The 16943-nt window shown below is 52.3% G+C and carries 11 protein-coding genes; 3 read left to right on the top strand and 8 right to left on the bottom strand.

Features of this window, described 5'->3' with window-relative positions; translation table 11 throughout:
- Positions 1-12: 12 nt before the first annotated feature.
- From FH871_RS01820 to FH871_RS01785, 8 genes are all read right to left on the bottom strand, one after another.
- On the bottom strand, positions 13-306 hold the full coding sequence (locus FH871_RS01820) for a hypothetical protein (protein ID WP_138989623.1): 294 nt from the start codon (positions 304-306) through the stop codon (positions 13-15).
- A 25-nt stretch (positions 307-331) separates the two neighbouring features.
- Complete coding sequence (locus tag FH871_RS01815; RefSeq protein WP_138989622.1) at positions 332-2764, bottom strand: ABC transporter permease; 2433 nt, start codon at positions 2762-2764, stop codon at positions 332-334.
- Between the two features lie 84 nt (positions 2765-2848).
- Positions 2849-5272, bottom strand: coding sequence for an ABC transporter permease (locus tag FH871_RS01810; RefSeq protein ID WP_138989621.1), 2424 nt, complete (start codon positions 5270-5272; stop codon positions 2849-2851).
- Positions 5273-5276: 4 nt separating this feature from the next.
- Positions 5277-7727 (bottom strand): ABC transporter permease, encoded by a 2451-nt coding sequence (locus tag FH871_RS01805; RefSeq protein WP_138989620.1) that lies wholly within the window; start codon positions 7725-7727, stop codon positions 5277-5279.
- A 29-nt stretch (positions 7728-7756) separates the two neighbouring features.
- Positions 7757-10180, bottom strand: a complete 2424-nt coding sequence (locus FH871_RS01800) for an ABC transporter permease (RefSeq protein WP_138989619.1) — start codon at positions 10178-10180, stop codon at positions 7757-7759.
- 90 nt (positions 10181-10270) lie between these two features.
- Positions 10271-12646, bottom strand: a complete 2376-nt coding sequence (locus tag FH871_RS01795; RefSeq protein ID WP_138989618.1) for an ABC transporter permease — start codon at positions 12644-12646, stop codon at positions 10271-10273.
- Between the two features lie 186 nt (positions 12647-12832).
- Entirely contained in the window at positions 12833-14023 is a 1191-nt protein-coding gene (gene fdhA / locus FH871_RS01790; RefSeq protein WP_138989617.1) for a formaldehyde dehydrogenase, glutathione-independent, read from the bottom strand.
- Between the two features lie 43 nt (positions 14024-14066).
- Positions 14067-14477, bottom strand: a complete 411-nt coding sequence (locus FH871_RS01785; protein WP_138989616.1) for a heme-binding protein — start codon at positions 14475-14477, stop codon at positions 14067-14069.
- A gap of 184 nt (positions 14478-14661) precedes the next feature.
- On the opposite strand from FH871_RS01785, the gene FH871_RS01780 reads away from it, so the two are divergent.
- From FH871_RS01780 to tnpA, 3 genes are all read left to right on the top strand, one after another.
- Positions 14662-15579 carry an AraC family transcriptional regulator gene (locus tag FH871_RS01780; RefSeq protein ID WP_229316940.1) on the top strand — a complete coding sequence of 306 codons (918 nt, stop codon included), beginning with the start codon at positions 14662-14664 and terminating at the stop codon, positions 15577-15579.
- Between the two features lie 126 nt (positions 15580-15705).
- Entirely contained in the window at positions 15706-16122 is a 417-nt protein-coding gene (locus tag FH871_RS01775) for a hypothetical protein (RefSeq protein ID WP_138989615.1), read from the top strand.
- 256 nt (positions 16123-16378) lie between these two features.
- On the top strand, positions 16379-16849 hold the full coding sequence (tnpA, locus tag FH871_RS01770) for an IS200/IS605 family transposase (protein ID WP_306439224.1): 471 nt from the start codon (positions 16379-16381) through the stop codon (positions 16847-16849).
- Positions 16850-16943 lie beyond the last annotated feature (94 nt).

Here is a 16943-nt window from a genome sequence, read left to right as displayed (position 1 = left end):
AAATACTTTACGTCAAGACTCCACCAGCATCCGCCGTTGTTTCACCAGATCCTCCCGCTTTACGAAGGTGATCGGCACAAACTGGTCGGTGGGCGAGCCGATGTAGTAGAGCGTCCAGTCCTGATCATAACCCGCCAGCATCTGCCGGATGCAATCCACGCGGTCGATGGTCGGAATGTGGCAGTCTTCCCAGTAAAACAGCTCCACGCGGTAGTGCAATTCCTGCCGCTTGCCGTTGATGGTGACTTCGATTTCGATGTCCTGTTTGCCGGGCATCATGGGGATGGGAATAGCGATATGTGCCATAGTTATAGGAGATGGGAAAGTTCAGTTATTCACTCCGAAGACTTTTTACCGGGTTGGTCAAAGCCGCTTTGATGCTCTGAAAACTGACGGTTGCAAAAGCGATGACTAGGGCGAGAACGGCCCCGGCGCCAAAAATCCACCATTCAATACCAGCTTTATACGCAAAATCCTGCAACCACTTGTCGGTAAAGTAGTACGCAATCGGCGACGCAATCAGGATGGCGACCAACACCAGCTTCAGAAAATCACGGGTCAGCAATCCCACAATATTAACGACCGTGGCTCCCAATACCTTACGGACCCCCACCTCTTTTATCCGCTGATACGCAATCAGGGTTGACAATCCGAAGAGGCCCAGGCAACTGATGACCACGGCCACCGCCGTTGCCAGGTGAATGACCTGAGACATATTTCGCTCACTGGCGTAGATTTCTTCCAGTGTGCTGTCGTAAAATTTGTACTCAAACGGTTCGGTCGGGTAGAAGTTTTTCCAGATTTTTCCGATCTGCTGGATGGATGTCTGCCACTGTTCCGGATTCGACGTACTGAGTTTGATGTTGAAGGTCATCAGGCTATTTTTGTTCGTCATCAGCAAAACCGGATCAATTTTCTGGTAAAACGAGCCGATGTGAAAATCTTTCACCACGCCGACAATCGGGATCGGATGTCCATCAACCTCCTGAATGTATTTGCCAATCGCTTCCTGGGGCGACGAAATCCCGAATTCGTGCAGGGCGGTTTCGTTGATGATGTATTCGCGAGTCGTGTCGGATGCCGTCAGATTCCGGCCGGCCAGCAGCGGAATTTTATACATCGCCAGCAGGGTCGTATCGATGTGTTTGAGATACATTCCCTTCTCAATAATCTCGCCTTTCTTCGTTTTATACTGATAACTGTTGCTGCTGAACGACTGGTTCATGGGAGGATTGCCCAGCGCAACGCCCGCAATACCGGGTTGTTTGGCCAGTTCCTGCTGCATCGTAAACTGGCGGTGCTTGTAAGCGGGTTTGTCGCTCAGTTTCCAGGGAACGTTGACCAGCAGAACTGCTTCCCGGTTAAAGCCCAGGTCTTTATGGAGCAGGTAATTCAGTTGACGACCCACCAGCATCGTTCCGACAATGAACAGTTGGGCGATCACAAACTGAAAGACGATCAGGCTTTTACGCAGGGTCAAACCGCCTTTTCCGACTTCCGCCGTGACCTGTCCGCGCATCATGCTCACGGCCTGAACCCGCGTAACGAGCCAGCCGGGATACAGGCCGGAAAAACCGGTCACCCCCACCACCAATACCACCAGAAAAAGGGCCATCTTTCCGTAATCCGTATAGGCATTCATGCCGTCCGGAATCAACTTCTCAAAATACGTCAGCACCCACTGCGACAGGAAAGCCGAAAGCAAAACCGCCAGGATTGTGATCACCACCGTTTCGCCCAGAAACTGCCGGATCAGGTGCCAGCGCGAACTGCCCAGTGTTTTGCGGATGCCGACTTCTTTCGCCCGCTGCGGCATCTGCGCTGTGGTAAGGTTGATGTAATTGATGCAGGCCAGCAGCAGCAGAAAAGCCGCAATTCCCATCAAACCGTACAGCACATTGCGGTTGGCCTTGCGCATGTTTTCGCCGTATTCGGTCGAAAAATGCACCTGCGCCAGCGGAAGCAGTTCATGCCAGCGTTTGAAGTGGTACTTTTTCATATTTTCCGCACCGTTCAGGGCGGAAATGGCATTAATCTGCTTCAACACCTTCGCCGGAACCGCATTCGGTACGAGCTGGATATACAGCCTATTGTTGGAACTGACCCCGCCCCAGCTCGGGTTTCGGTTGGTCGTTCCCTTTATCGGAAAGAACTCTTTGGCATCGAAGCTGCTCGGAAAATCGAGGTCGGCCACCACGCCGGAAACCCGCACGGCCACCGTGTCGTCATAAACCAGCGTCCGGCCCAGCACCTTCGCCACGGGAATGCCCGGAAAATATTTTTCCGCGCGGCTTTGCGTCAGCACCACCTTATTGGGCGCGTCCAGAGCCGTAGCCAGGTTGCCGGCCAGCCATCGGTGCGGCACCATTTCAAAGTAGTCGTTGTTGGTGACGATGAGCTTTTCCGGTTCCGAAAACTGATTGGAACCGGCTTTTCCGCCCGGTATCCGAACGCTCTGTTTCCAGTGATCCCAAACCGGTACCACTTTCTCCAGACCCGGCACCTGCTCGTTGATCGCTTCGGCCATCGGCATCGGCACCCCGGCATTTTTTCCTTCATTTCCCTCCGACTTAAAATGACTGACCACCCGGTAGATCCGCTCGCGGTTGGGCTGTTGGGTGTCGAAGCTGAATTCATAACTGACAATCCGGTAAATGACCCAGCACCCGCTGATGCCAATGGCCAGGCCCAGGATGTTAAGGGCGGTGAACAGACGGTTTCGCCAGAGGTGACGGAGGGTGGTTGTGAGGTAGTTCTTAAACATTTTAATAAAGAAATATGAGTTAAGAATTAAGAGTGATGAGTTAAGGGTTAAAAAATGCGTCAGCAACTCTTAACTTTTAACTCTTCACTCCGAACGAAGTGAGGATACCGGATTCATAAAAGCGGCCTTGATGGATTGAAATGAAACCGTTAGTACGGCAATCGCCAGCGCCAGTAAACCGGCAACGACGATAATTCCGACACCAATCGAGGTGCGGTAGGCAAACCCGGCCAGCCAGCCGGTCATCAAATACCAGGCGAGTGGCACCGCAATGACGATGGAGAACAGCACCAGCCGGATGAAATCTTTCGTCAGTAAAAAGACAATGGTCGAAACATCGGCCCCCAGGACTTTGCGGATACCGATCTCGCGGGTTCGGCGGGCTACGGTAAAAGAAATCAGGCCCAGCAGGCCCAGTGAGGCAATGAAGATGGCGAGTCCGGCAAACAAACCGAAAACCGTACCGAATTGCTGATCCGACTTGTATTGCTGGTTAAAGAATTCGTCCAGAAAGAAATATTCGAACGGATTTCCGGGAAAAGCCTGCGCAAACTGGCGCTCCACGGCGGCAATCGTGGTGGGTAAATCGCCCGTCCGAATTTTCAGTGAGTAATAGTTCAAATTGCGTAATCGGTCAGGACGGCGATACACCGACAGAAAAACCATCGGATCTTTGACCCGTTTCAGTCCCTGCTGATGAAAATCCTTTACGACACCAATAATCTTTAGCGGGTTGTCGCCCGACATAATCTCTTTATTCAACGCATCTTCCGGCGATTGGAAACCCAATGTGCTGACGGCCGTTTCATTCAGCAGAACGGCCATCGAGTCGGTGCCAAAGCTACGATTGAAGTTCCGACCCGCCATCAGACCGATTTTATAACTATCCAGAAAGTCGTTGTCAATCGAGGTGAGAAACATCGTACTGAAGTTTTCCCGGTTCTCGTCTTTTCGCCGGAAACTGTTGGTCCACAGAATCTCGATACCCGGCACATAGGCCGAACCCGTTGCGCTTTCGGCCAGATTCTGTTGCAACAGCATTTGTTTAAACGTCTCCGAACGCGTCGGAAAACTGGCATCGGTTACGCGGGGCGCCTGCAACACCAGCGTCTGTTCTTTGTCGAAGCCCAACGCCTGTTGTTGCATAAACCGCAGTTGTTTGTAAACCGTCAACGTTCCGATTATGAGCGCAACCGAAGCCGCAAACTGCACCACAATCAGGGTTTGTCGCAGTCCCATTCCCTGCGTGGTTTGCGCGAAACGGCCTTTCAAAACCGCAACTGGCTCATAGTCGGAAAGAACAAAAGCCGGATACAGGCTGGACAAAACCGTTCCCGTAAAGAACACGAGCAGGCCGTTCACCCACAGGCCGTTCGTGAAGAATTGGGAGAAATCCAGCGGTTTTCCGGTTAGCGAATTGAACGACGGCAGCAAGGCCCAGACCAGCCCGACGGCCAGCCCGAAAGCCAGCAGATTCAGCAGCAGGGATTCCAGGATAAACTGCCGGATCAGCCCCGAGCGCAGCGCACCCACCACCTTGCGGATTCCGACTTCTTTGGCCCGGTCGAGCGCACGGGAGGTGGAGAGGTTGATGTAGTTGATCCAGGCAATGATCAGGATGGCAAAGGCGACCCACACCAGAAACTGCACGGTTTGGCCGTCGCCATTCACTTCAGCTTCCTGATTCAGATGCGATTCCAGGTGAATATCGCGCAGCGGTTGCAGCAGCAAAACGTTCTTTTTGCCCGAGCGCCGGTACCAGTCACCGTTGTATTTCATCAGCATGGCCGGTAGTTTGGCTTCCAGTTGCTGCGGGTTGGTCGGTTCGCCGTTGCGAGTGGGCCGGAGTTTGACGTAGGAGAAGAAGTCGTACCAGCCCCAACTGGTCTGCGCGTCTGGGTCGGCGAGGTACGAGAACAGCAAGTCGATTTCGAGGTGGGAGTTTTTAGGATAATCCTTAAACACGCCCGTGACCAGATACGGGCTGGTATCCAGCTTCACGGTTTTGTTGAGCGGGTCGGTATCGCCGAAGTATTTACGGGCGGTCGATTCCGACAAAACCACCTTTCTGGTGCCGATCAAAGCCGTTTTCGGGTCGCCTTTTACTAAACCGATGTTAAAAAACGACAGGGCGTTGGAATCGGCGTAGAAGAAATTCGTTTCCCGGAAATGTCGGTCACCAAAACTGACCACCCCGTTGTTGGCGTCGTAAAGCCGGGTGAAATCCTCGACTTCGGGATAGTCTTTTTTCATCGTCGGCGCGATAGCCGGATACGACGTGGCCGACCGCCAGGCCAGTTTTCCTTCCGACTGATAGGCGTCGAGCTGGATGCGGTAAATTCGGTCGGCATCGGTGTGAAAATTGTCGTAACTTTTCTCGAACGTCACATACAGTCCGATGACCATGCAGGCAGCCATCCCAACGGAAAGCCCCAGCAGGTTGATGAGCGAGAAAAACCGCTGATTGCGGAAATTTCGCCAGGCGATTTTGAGGTAGCTTTTGAACATGAGATTATTCCGAACGCAATGAGGTTACCGGATTTTTCAGGGCCGCTTTGATGCTTTGGAAACTCACTGTGATCAGGGTTACCAAAACCGCCAGAATGCCCGCCAGCGCGAACATCCACCATTCGATGTCAATTTTATAGGCAAACTCCGCCAGCCATTTCGTCATGGCCCACCACGCCAGCGGTGAGGCAATCACCAGCGAGATGACCACCAGAATCACAAAATCACGGGAAACCAGCCCGACAATGCTGCTGACGGTGGCACCCAGCACTTTGCGAATGCCGATTTCCTTGGTTTTCTGCTGCGTTACGAGCGAAACCAGACCGTATAAACCCAGGCACGAAATGAGGACCGCCAGCCCGGCAAAGTAGCCAATGAGTTGGCTCAGCCGTTGCTCGTTTTCATACAGCCGGGCGAGGTTATCGTCCAGAAACTGCGAAGCGAATCCTTTTTCGGGAAAATACCGGTCCCATTCCTGCTGAATGAACTTCAGCGTTTCGGCCCGGTTTTGCGACTGAATTTTGATCGAGAAAAGCCGCAGCAACGGCTGGTCAATCGTCATCAGCATGCCTTCAATGGGGCGTTGCAGCGACTGGTTGTGGAAATCTTTCAGGACGCCGACAATCTTACCCTGTTTGCCTTCCAGATTGACCGACTTGCCGACGGCTTCGGTAGCCGATTTCCAGCCCAGTTGCTTCACTCCGGTTTCGTTGATCAGAAAAGCCGCCGTTTTATCGGTGGGAAACGACTCCGAAAAATCCCGTCCGGCAACAAATTTCAGACCGTAAGTTTGGGCAAAGTTGTGATCGACCCCCATCGTTCCGATAAAAACGTTCTCATCCGGCGAATGGCCCTCGGCGACGACATTCCGCCGGACCGAACCGGAACCCATCTGCTGGGTCGACAGCGTGACCTGCCTGATCTGCGGGTTTTTGAGCAGAATGTCCCGGAACGTCCGCAACCGGGAATACGTACTGTCGGAGCGGTTGGCGAAAACGTTGGTAATCTTTTCGTTGCGCGTATTGGCCGTGATGATGAAGTCCTTTTCAAACCCAAGCGGGCGGTTTTTCATGTATTCCAGTTGCTGAAAAGCCACCAATGCTCCGATGATCAGCGCAATTGAGGCCACAAACTGTGCGCCCAGCAACACCTGCCGTAACCGCCCACCCCGGGCTTTGCCACTGACAAAACTGCCTTTCAGGGTCGCAATCGGCTGAAAACCGGACACGAAGAAAGCGGGGTAACTGCCTGATAATAAGCCGGTTAGTAACGCAATGCCGACAAACAGCACCAGCAACCCGGCGTCGGACAGGAAGTAGCGAATGGTCAGTTCCTTGCCGGTCAGGTTGTTAAGAACCGGTAGCAAAACCGCAATCAGAACGAAGGAAATCAGCAGGGCGATGACGCTCAGCAGGAGGGATTCGCCCAGAAATTGCGCAATCAGTTGTGGTTTTTCACTGCCTAAGACTTTCCGAATACCGACCTCCTTCGCCCGCTTGAGGGAGCGGGCCGTCGAGAGGTTTACAAAATTGATGCAGGCAATTAGTAGGGTGATCACCGCAATGCCGAGAAAAACGTAGATGTAGGTCATGCTGCCGGGAGCCTCCGGGGCACCCTGCGCCCGCGAACGCAGGTGGAAATCCCGCATCGGGTCCAGTGCATAGACAATGTCTTTGGCGAACTGCTTGTCGGCGTGTGTCAGCAGAAACTTCGGAAACCGGGCGTTGACCGACTCCGGCGAGGTTCCGGGGCGCAGCAATACGTAGGTGTAGCCGTGGGAAATGACCCAGTTTTGCGGAAGGTTTTGCCGAACGTTCTCACTTTCAGTCGCAAACATGGTTTCGTAATTCGACAGCAGGTCGATGTGAATGTGCGAATTGTCCGGAAATTTTTCTACCACACCCGTCACCCGCAGCGGATGCTGGCCTTCGTAAAGCAGGGTTTTGCCGAGCGGACTGGTTTTGCCGAAATACTTCGCGGCCATTTCATCGGTAATCACCACCGTGAATTTATCTTTCAGGGCCGTACGCGGATCGCCTTGCAGAAACTTGAAAGAGAAGATGTCGAGCAGGGTCGAATCGCTGAAGAAGAACCGTTCCTCGTCAAATTTGACGGGTTGCGACTGCCGGTTGTCCATCAGCTCGATAGTCGCACTGCTGCGGTAGACCCGGGCTGATTTCTCGATTTCCGAAAAGTTGGAAGCCAACAAGGGCGAAACCGTGGGCGGAGTCAGGGCCAGTGGTTCTTCCAGCCCCGCGAATTTGGGCAGATAGCTGATCCGGTAAATCCGGTCGAATTTCTGCTGAAAGATGTCGTAGCTCAATTCGTGCCGCACGAAGAGCAGAATCAGGAAACAGCACGTCAGGCCGACGGTTAAACCGACGATGTTGATGATGGAAAATGTCTTCTGCCGCAGCAGGTTCCGGTAGGCGATTTTGAAGTAATTTTTAATCATCTCATAGGATAGGTTTGGTAATGAGCACTTTACTCACGCTTTAAACTCTTCACGGGATTCATCAACGACGCCCTGATCGACTGGAACGAAACCGTTAGCAACGCAATGCCGACCGCCAGAAAAGCCGCCAGGATGTAGATCCACCAGGCGATTTCGATGCGGTACGCAAAATCCTGTAACCAGTAATTCATCGTCCAGCCCGCGATGGGGAAGGCGATGAGAACGGAAATGAAAACCAGTTTCAGGAAGTCTTTCGAGAGCAGCACAACGATGCTGGACGAGGTAGCCCCCATGACCTTCCGGACGCCAATTTCCTTCGTGCGCTGTTCGGCGGTGAACGTGGCCAGCCCGAACAGGCCCAGACAGGCGATGACGATGGAAATACCGGCAAAAACCGTGAAGAGCCGACCGGTTTTTTGCTCTGCTTCGTACAAAACCGCAAAGCGATCATCCAGAAACGTGTAGGTAAAAGGGGCGGGAGGACTCAGGGCGGCCCACTTTTGCTTGAACGATTCGACAACAGCGGAAGCATCATCCGCCTTCACTTTCACCTGAATGGCGCCCGAATTGCCGCCCAGAATCATCATGAGCGGAGCAATTTTTTGCCGGGCGGAGGCATAATGAAAATCCTTGACGACGCCGATTACCGTAAATTCCCGACGCCCGGAACGGACGATGGTTTTGCCAATCGGATTGCTGCGCCCCCAGCCCAAATCCCGAACCGTGGCTTCGTTGATGATCACGGCGGCAGAATCGGTTGCAAATGCCTTCGAGAAATTCCGCCCCGACCGCAACGCAATGCCCAGCGTGGGCAGATACGCGTCGTCGATGCGAAAAACCGTAGCCTGAATTTCGTTGGTATTGGCCTTTTTGACCGGATCTTTTCCGAAAATCTGCGTGCCTTCCTGTGTCTCAGTACTGAGCGGAATGCTGCGGGAAAGACTCGCCTGATCCACCCGGCTGTCCTGCCGCAACTGATCTTTAAAGGCGGTTTCGTTCGTTCCCAGCATGTAGGTGTCGTGAATGACCAGAACCTGCTCTTTATCAAAGCCCTGCGTTTTGGTTTGCATGAATTTCAGTTGCTGGTACGACACCAGGGTGGCAATGATGAGCGCCCCGGAAATGGCGAACTGAAAAACCACCAGCCCGCTTCGCAAGCCACCGCGACCGGCGTTCTGGAGCACCGAACCGCCTTTGAGAACGGCGGTGATTTTGGAGAAAGCGAGGAAAAAAGCCGGGTAGATGCCCGCCAGAATACCGACGACGACACCGAATGCCAGAAAACCGGCGATGCTTTTCGGGTTGAATACCGCCGACCCTTCGATTTGTTTCCCGGCCAGGTCATTGAAAAAAGGGAGGAGCACCGTCACCAGCCCCACCGAAAGCAGCAGGGCCAGAAACGTAATGATGACCGATTCGAGCAGAAACTGCCCCATCAACTGGGCCTTGATCGACCCCATCACCTTCCGGATGCCGATTTCCTTGGAGCGTTTGGCGGCCCCCGCCGTAGACAGGTTGGTGAAATTGACGATGGCCAGCAGCAGGATAAAAACCGCCAGAATGCTGAAAATATACACGTAGTTGATGTTGCCGTTGGGTTCCAGTTCGTATTTCGTGGCCGAGTGCAAATGAATGTCGGTCAGCGGCTGGAGGAAAAACCGGAAGGTATTGACCGATTTCTGCGCTTTGGCCCGGCTAACGCCCATGTCGTGCTGGATCTCGGGGACGACGTGTTTGGCAACCAGTTGCGGGAATTTCGCTTCCAGCTTCTGCGGATCGGCTCCTTTTTTAAGCACCAGATAGGTGTAGCAACCCACGTTGCTCCAGGTCTGGTTCTGGGCGTATTTTACGTCGGCAGTGCTGAAAAACAGATTGAAGTGAAAATGCGAATTCTTCGGAATTTCGCGGATGACACCCGTGATCTTGCGAACATCGCCGTTGCCGAAGGTCAGCAGTTGGCCGAGCGCGGGTTCATGGCCAAAAAAACGTGTGGCCAATTCCTTCGTTACCACCACGGAATTTGGCTCTTTCAGGGCGGTTTTTGAGTCACCTTCCAGAAACGGTATGGAAAAAATAGCCAGGAAATTGGAGTCCACTACCGCAATCGATTTTTCTTTGATCTGCTTCTCTTTGTAGCGAATAAAGACCTGGTTCCACCGCAGCAGCCGGGTCGATGCCTCGACCTCAGGGAACGCATTTTTGATGCCCTGCCCCACGGCAACATCGACGTTGGGAAAGTCGGTGATGCCGTCGTTGACCGTCAGATGCAGACCAACGCGGTAAATCTGGTCGGCTTGTGCCGGATGCCGGTCGTAGCTGAGTTCATCAACGACGAACGCCGTGATGAGGATGCAGCAGGTTAATCCGACCGATAAACCGACGATGTTGATGAGCGAAAACACCTTGTTCTTGACCAGGTTCCGCCAGGCGATTTTGAAATAGTTCTGTAGCATACCCTTTTTGAATTAAGACGGGGCCGCCCGTGCGGTTATGAGTTAAGAATCAAGCGTTAATGCATCTGACAATTCATAACTTTTAACTCCTTATTCGGAACGGAGTGAGTTAACCGGGTTCATTAAAGCGGCTTTGATCGCCTGGAAACTGACGGTTGCAACCGTAATCACAGCCGCTCCCAGTCCGGACAGGGCGAAGATCCACCAGGAAATATCGGTTCGGTATTCGTACTGCTTCAGCCAGTCGCTCAGGAAATACCAGGCCAGGGGCGCGGCAATCAGGAACGAAAGCAGAACCAGTCGTATGAAGTCTTTGGAAAGCAATCCCCACAGGCTGAAGACCGAAGCACCCAGCACTTTCCGGACGCCAATTTCTTTGGTTCGCTGTTCGGCAACAAACGACGCTAGTCCAAACAGGCCGAGGCAACTGATGAAAATGGCGAGTGTCGCAAAAATCCGCGCCAGTTTCCCCACGCGTTCTTCGGTTCGGAACTTGGCGTTGTATTCGTCGTCGGCAAATTGAAAATCGAACGGACTGTCGGGATCGTGTTTCTTAAAAACGGTTTCGACTTTTTTGAGGGCCGTTTCAACCGGCATATTTGGCATCAATTTGACGTTGAAGACACTGGCCCAATTGGTATTGATCATGAAAATGGTGGGTTTGATGGGCGTATAGGGCGACTCCATCACCATGTCTTTGACCACGCCCACGACCTGACACGCCTGGTCATTGTACCGGATAATCTTGCCCACAATGTTTTTAAGCCCGGTCAGTTTGACGGCCGCTTCGTTCAGAATAAACGCGGAACTATCCGTGGAGAAATCGCGGGAGAAATCACGCCCTTCCTTGATTTGCCAGCCGATGGTTTTTCCGAACTCATGGGAGCAGGCCACCACGCCAAACAGCGGAACCGACTTCGGATCTTTGCCTTCCCACTCAAAACCGATCTGGTTGGAGCTCACGTAGGTGGTGGGGCTCGACGATTTGCTCATTTCGAAAACCGCACCCGATTTCAGCAGATCATCCCGAAGTGGATCGTATTTGTCGTACAGAGAACTGCTGATATAAATTTGCAGCAAGCCCTCACGGTTGTAGCCAACGGGGCGGTTTTTGGCGTGCTGAATTTGCCGGAAAACGATAAGGGTACCAATGATGAGCGTAATGGAAACTGTAAACTGCGTCACCACCAGCACTTTGCGGGGAACTGTGGCCCAGCGGCCCACTTTGAAGGTGCCTTTCAGAACCTTCAACGGATTGAAAGACGACAGGTAAAAGGCCGGATAACTGCCGGCCAAAAGACCGGTGAGCAGCGAAAAAGAGAGCAGAAGCAGCCAGAAAACAGGATTTTGATACGGGAAACTCACCTTCTTTCCGGCCAGTTCGTTGAAGGGCGATAGCGACAGCAATACCAGCAAAACCGCCACCAACAGAGCGAAGAAAACGACCAGCATCGACTCGCTGATGAATTGGGAAATCAACTGCCGCCGTTGCGAACCCACGGCTTTGCGAATGCCCACTTCTTTGGCGCGTTTTTCGCTTCTTGCCGTACTCAGGTTCATGAAGTTGATGCACGCCAGCAGCAACACAAAGACGCCGATGATGCTGAATAGCCAGACAAACTGAATGCCACCACCGACGTTTTTCCCTTCTTTAAAATCGGAATACAAATGCCACCGGCTCATCGGATGCAGGAAATATTCGGGGTTGTCGCGCGCCGTGGTGTGTTTTTTCTCCACATCGCGAATTTTTGCCGATACCTTATCCATATCGGCCTGGTCGGCGATTTGGGCAAAACACTGAAACGAGTGATTGCCCCATTGCTGTTGGGATTCCTTCACCCACGACTGATCGGCCAGATAGTCACTCCAGGGCATGTAGAACTCGACCCGGTAGAATTCGGAATTGAACGGCAGATTTTCGTATACGCCCGTCACTTTGGCGCTGTTCTTGGAATCGATTTTGACGGTTTTGTTGAGCGGATCGGCTTCTCCGAAAAGCGCTTTGGCCATCGACTCCGACAGCAGAATGGAACGGGGTTCTTTCAGCACGGTGGTGTAATTGCCTTTGAGCAGGTTCAGGGAGAGCATCTGCGGGAAAGACGGCTCGACGTACATCCCGTTTTTGTTGATTTTCTTTTCGCCATGAACCAGCAGATGGCCGTAACTCCAGGACGCCAGCGATACGGATTTGAAGTTGGCTCCGTACTTGGTTTTGATTTCGGTTGCCGACGGAATGGAAATCGCCCGGCTGCTGCCCGTGCTGCCGTTGAACGTCTGGTTGACGTATAACTGCGCCAGCCGGTCGTAGTTCCGGTGGAATGTATTGAACGATACCTCGTCATAAATCCACAGCCCGATCATCATGGCCACGGCCATTCCTACCGCTAAACCGAGGATGTTGATGAACGAAAAAACCTTGTTTTTAGCCAGGTTTCGGAGGGCGATCTTGAAGTAGTTGCGTAGCATAATCGGCCGGATCAAAGAAAATGAGAGAGGTACCGATCTAGCCTGCCCAAATGATATACCAGATTTTTAATGTTCTGATAATCAATTTTATATGGAATGAAAATGAAATAAAATGTCCGTAAACGGACGCGGTGCGTACATTTACGGACAGGTTGGTTGGGGCGGTAGTTGCGAACCGATAGTCCCTTAATTCGGAATCATTCCGTGCGGATCGATGACGAATTTCTTGGCCGCACCTTTGTCAAAATCCTGGTAGCCTTTCGGCGCTTTATCCAGGCTGATCACTTCCACATTCACGGCTTTGGCAATCTGGATTTTGTCGTACAGAATGGCGTTCATCAATTGCCGGTGGTATTTCATCACCGGGCACTGACCTGTATAGAACGAGTGCGACTTGGCCCAGCCCAAACCAATCCGGATGCTCAGGCTTCCTTCCTTGGCGGCATCGTCGGCGGCTCCCGGATCGCCCGTTACGTACAGCCCCGGAATGCCCAGCGCGCCCCCGGCTCGGGTAACGCTCATGATGGCATTCAAAACCGTGGCTGGCCGTTCCGTACCGGCATCCGAACCGTGGCCCCGGGCTTCAAAACCGACGCAATCGACGGCGCAATCGACTTCCGGAACGCCAATAATAGCGGCAATCTGATCGGCCAGTGGCGTGTCTTTCCGCAAATCGACAATTTCGCACCCAAAGCTTTTGGCCTGCTCCAGCCGTTCGGGAATCATGTCGCCGACAATGACGACGGCGGCTCCCAGCAAATGGCACGAAGCCGCACAAGCCAGCCCAACCGGCCCGGCTCCGGCCACATACACAATGGAACCCGGCCCTACGCCCGCCGTCACGGCACCGTGATAACCCGTCGGGAAAATGTCCGACAGCAGCGTCAGATCCCGGATTTTAGCCATTGCCTGGTCTTTGTCCGGAAATTTCAACAGGTTAAAATCAGCGTAGGGAACCATCACATATTCGGCCTGACCGCCAACCCAGCCGCCCATGTCGACGTAACCGTAGGCTGCGCCGGGCCGGGCGGGATTGACATTCAGGCAAATACCGGTTTGGCCCACTTTGCAATTCCGGCAACGTCCGCAGGCAATGTTGAACGGAACCGACACCAGATCCCCGACTTTGACAAACTCGACATCACGCCCGGCTTCGATGACCAGGCCCGTGATTTCGTGGCCCAGTACCAGGCCCGCCGGGGCAGTGGTCCGGCCCCGCACCATGTGCTGGTCGCTGCCGCAGATGTTGGTTGAAACGATTTGCAGGATGACGCCGTGGTGGCACATTCGATCACCGATCGCCAGTTTGGGGTATTCAATGGACTGTACTTCCACCACACCGGGTTTAATGTACGCAACACCGTGGTTTTGACACATACTTCTAGGGTTTAGAGGGTTTAGATATTCAAATAAAGCATTATTAATGAACCGCTTCGGCTCCCGCTTTGGCGACGGCATGGTCGTTTTCGACGGTGCTGCCGGATACGCCGATGGCTCCAATCACGTCGCCGTCGGCATTCTTGATCGGAATTCCGCCCGGAAAGGTAATCAGTCCGCCGTTCGCGTGTTCGATGTTGAACAACGAGCCACCCGGTTGCGATAACTTTCCGAGTTCCCCCGTGTTCATATCAAAAAAGCGGGCGGTTTTCGCTTTCTTCTGCGAAATATCGACCGATCCCAGCCAGGCGCCATCCATGCGGGCAAAAGCCGTCAGGTTGGCCCCTGCGTCGACGACGGTGATGTTCATGACGGTTCCCAATTCTGCGGCTTTGGCTTTAGCGGCTTTTACCGCAACCTCAGCTTGTTCTAATGTGATGCCAGTTGTGCTCATGATTTCGTTCTTTTGGATAAAGTGATCAATCTGTTGGTTCATTCGGTGAACCTGAGCAAAACTAGGTATTCAGAAAAGCTTCTAGTTACACGATAATACCAACAAATACTACTATTATCCAATTCTATCGTAGTGATCAGTAAATTTTCTTATCGAAAAACATTTATAGGGCTTACCCTGAAACATGATGACCAACGGATTTCCTTTACAAACCATCAATTTGTCGGACGCCAGAGCGCTGGATTCGCTGGTCGAACACCGCCGGGTTTTTACCCTGAATCACTGCGAATTGAACATTTTCGAGACTTACCGGCAATGTTCCGACGTGGTATTGTCGTACAACGGACTGGTTATTACCAGTATGTTGCGCGGGAAAAAAGTGATGCATTTATCCCAGAAACCCGGTTTTGATTTTCTGCCCGGCGAAACCGTCATTTTGCCGGAAGGCATTTCGATGAAAGTGGACTTCCCGGAAGCTGACGACAAACACCCGGTACAATGCGCCACCATTGCCCTCGACTGGCATGTGGTGACGGAGTTGCTGGATTTTCTGAACGAGCGTTATCCCCGGAAAGATGAGATAGGGGAGTGGAAGCTGAATTTCAGTCAGTATCACTTTTACAACAACCGGGAACTGGCCAACGTCATGAACAAGCTGATCAACATCAGCATGGAAGACGATCTGGCCAAAGACGCCCTGGCTGACCTGACGCTTAAATCCCTGCTGATCCGGGTGATTCAGACGCAGAACATGGCCCTGATTGAAGACGGGCTGGCGACGAACAATCGGTTTGCAGCCGTGGTCGAGTACATCCGCGAAAACCTGACGGCGAAAATCAGCATCGAGGTTCTGTGTCAGAAAGCCTGCATGAGCAAATCCGGTTTTTTCCGAACCTTTAAAGAAGCCTTTGGCCTGTCGCCGGTGGAGTTTATCATCCGCGAACGGATCGGATTGGCCAAACGCCTGCTGGCCAATCCGGCGGCTACGGTCACCGAAGTGTGTTTTCAAGTGGGGTTCAACAACCTGCATTATTTTTCCCGCTTATTCAAAATGCTGGAAGGCGTGACGCCAACAGCCTATCGCCAGACGGTGGGGGCGTGACGGAAGAGTGGTTGCAGGGGCGTTCCAAGAACAATCACGGCTGAATGGACTACCTTGTAGAAATCGCTATATGAGCCATCCCTACGGGATTGTTTTTGGTTTTTCGCGCGATACGGTTTCTACAAAATGGCCCATCCCTACGGGATTGTTTTTGGTTTTCTGGTGGGCACGGTTTCTACAAAATGGGGCATCCCTACGGGATTGGATGGTTTTCTGGTGGGCATGTTTTCTACAAAATGGGCCATCCCTACGGGATTGTTTTGGTTTTTCGCGCGATACGGTTTCTACAAAATGGGCCATCCCTACGGGATTGTTTTTGGTTTTTCGCGCGATACGGTTTCTACAAAATGGGGCATCCCTACGGGATTTGATGGTTTTCTGGTGGGCATGTTTTCTACAAAATGGGCCATCCCTACGGGATTGTTTTTGGTTTTTCGCGCGATACGGTTTCTACAAAATGGCTCATCCCTACGGGATTGTTTTTGGATTTCATGTAGGAAATCGGTTACGCCATCCGTCCCATTAAGACGGCCCATTTTGTAGAAATCGCGTGCTTATCCGGAGATGAATCCCGTAGGAATGGCCTATTTTGTAGAAACACGTGCGCTTATCCGGAAATGAATCCCGTAGGGATGGTTCATTTTGTAGAAACACGTGCGATTCTACGGAGGATGAATCCCGTAGGGATGGTCCATTTTGTAGTAGAAACCGTGTCGCATGAAAAACCAAAAACAATCTCGTAGGGATGACCAATCTTGCCGCAACCGGTCTCAATGGAACACCAAATAATTCCATTGGAATGACCAATATGGCAAACACGTATCATCAAGTCTATATCCAAACCGTTTTTTCAGTGAAATACCGGGCCGCTCTGATTCACAAAGATTGGCAAACCGATTTATTTGGTGTCATTGGCAATCTGATCAATGAAACTACCTGCAAAACGCTCATTGTCAATGGCGTTCATGACCATGTGCATTGTTTTATCAGTCTGAACCCCAGCCGCGCGATTTCGGAGGTGATGCAAACCGTCAAAGCCGGGTCTTCAAAATGGGTCAATGACCATCGACTCACTCCGTCCCGTTTCGAATGGCAGGAAGGTTATGGCGTCTTTTCCTACAGCCGCTCGCAGGTGGAAGGGGTGTTCCGCTACATTCAAAATCAGGCGGAACACCATCGAAGCCAGACGTTTCAGGAAGAATATTTGAAATTTTTGAAAAAATTTGAAGTGCCGTATGATGTACGGTATATTTTTAAAGAGCCGGTCTAAGGGCCCATCCCTACGGGATTGGTTTGATGTTTTGTGATGTGGTTCTACAAAATGGTCCATCCCTACGGGATTCATCCCCATGAATGTGGGCATG

The sequence above is a fragment of the Larkinella sp. C7 genome (assembly GCF_006149005.1).
In the GTDB taxonomy this organism is placed as follows: domain Bacteria; phylum Bacteroidota; class Bacteroidia; order Cytophagales; family Spirosomataceae; genus Larkinella.
This window is presented reverse-complemented; position numbering and strand designations above follow the sequence as displayed.

Excerpts from the sequence above, each read along its gene's own strand:
- FH871_RS01810 (WP_138989621.1), bottom strand. The coding sequence starts at position 5,272 with ATGTTCAAAAGCTACCTCAAAATCGCCTGGCGAAATTTCCGCAATCAG.
- fdhA (WP_138989617.1), bottom strand. The coding sequence starts at position 14,023 with ATGTGTCAAAACCACGGTGTTGCGTACATTAAACCCGGTGTGGTGGAA.
- FH871_RS01785 (WP_138989616.1), bottom strand. The coding sequence starts at position 14,477 with ATGAGCACAACTGGCATCACATTAGAACAAGCTGAGGTTGCGGTAAAA.
- FH871_RS01780 (WP_229316940.1), top strand. The coding sequence starts at position 14,662 with ATGATGACCAACGGATTTCCTTTACAAACCATCAATTTGTCGGACGCC.
- FH871_RS01800 (WP_138989619.1), bottom strand. The coding sequence starts at position 10,180 with ATGCTACAGAACTATTTCAAAATCGCCTGGCGGAACCTGGTCAAGAAC.
- FH871_RS01815 (WP_138989622.1), bottom strand. The coding sequence starts at position 2,764 with ATGTTTAAGAACTACCTCACAACCACCCTCCGTCACCTCTGGCGAAAC.
- tnpA (WP_306439224.1), top strand. The coding sequence starts at position 16,379 with ATGACCAATATGGCAAACACGTATCATCAAGTCTATATCCAAACCGTT.
- FH871_RS01805 (WP_138989620.1), bottom strand. The coding sequence starts at position 7,727 with ATGATTAAAAATTACTTCAAAATCGCCTACCGGAACCTGCTGCGGCAG.
- FH871_RS01795 (WP_138989618.1), bottom strand. The coding sequence starts at position 12,646 with ATGCTACGCAACTACTTCAAGATCGCCCTCCGAAACCTGGCTAAAAAC.
- FH871_RS01820 (WP_138989623.1), bottom strand. The coding sequence starts at position 306 with ATGGCACATATCGCTATTCCCATCCCCATGATGCCCGGCAAACAGGAC.
- FH871_RS01775 (WP_138989615.1), top strand. The coding sequence starts at position 15,706 with ATGGCCCATCCCTACGGGATTGTTTTTGGTTTTCTGGTGGGCACGGTT.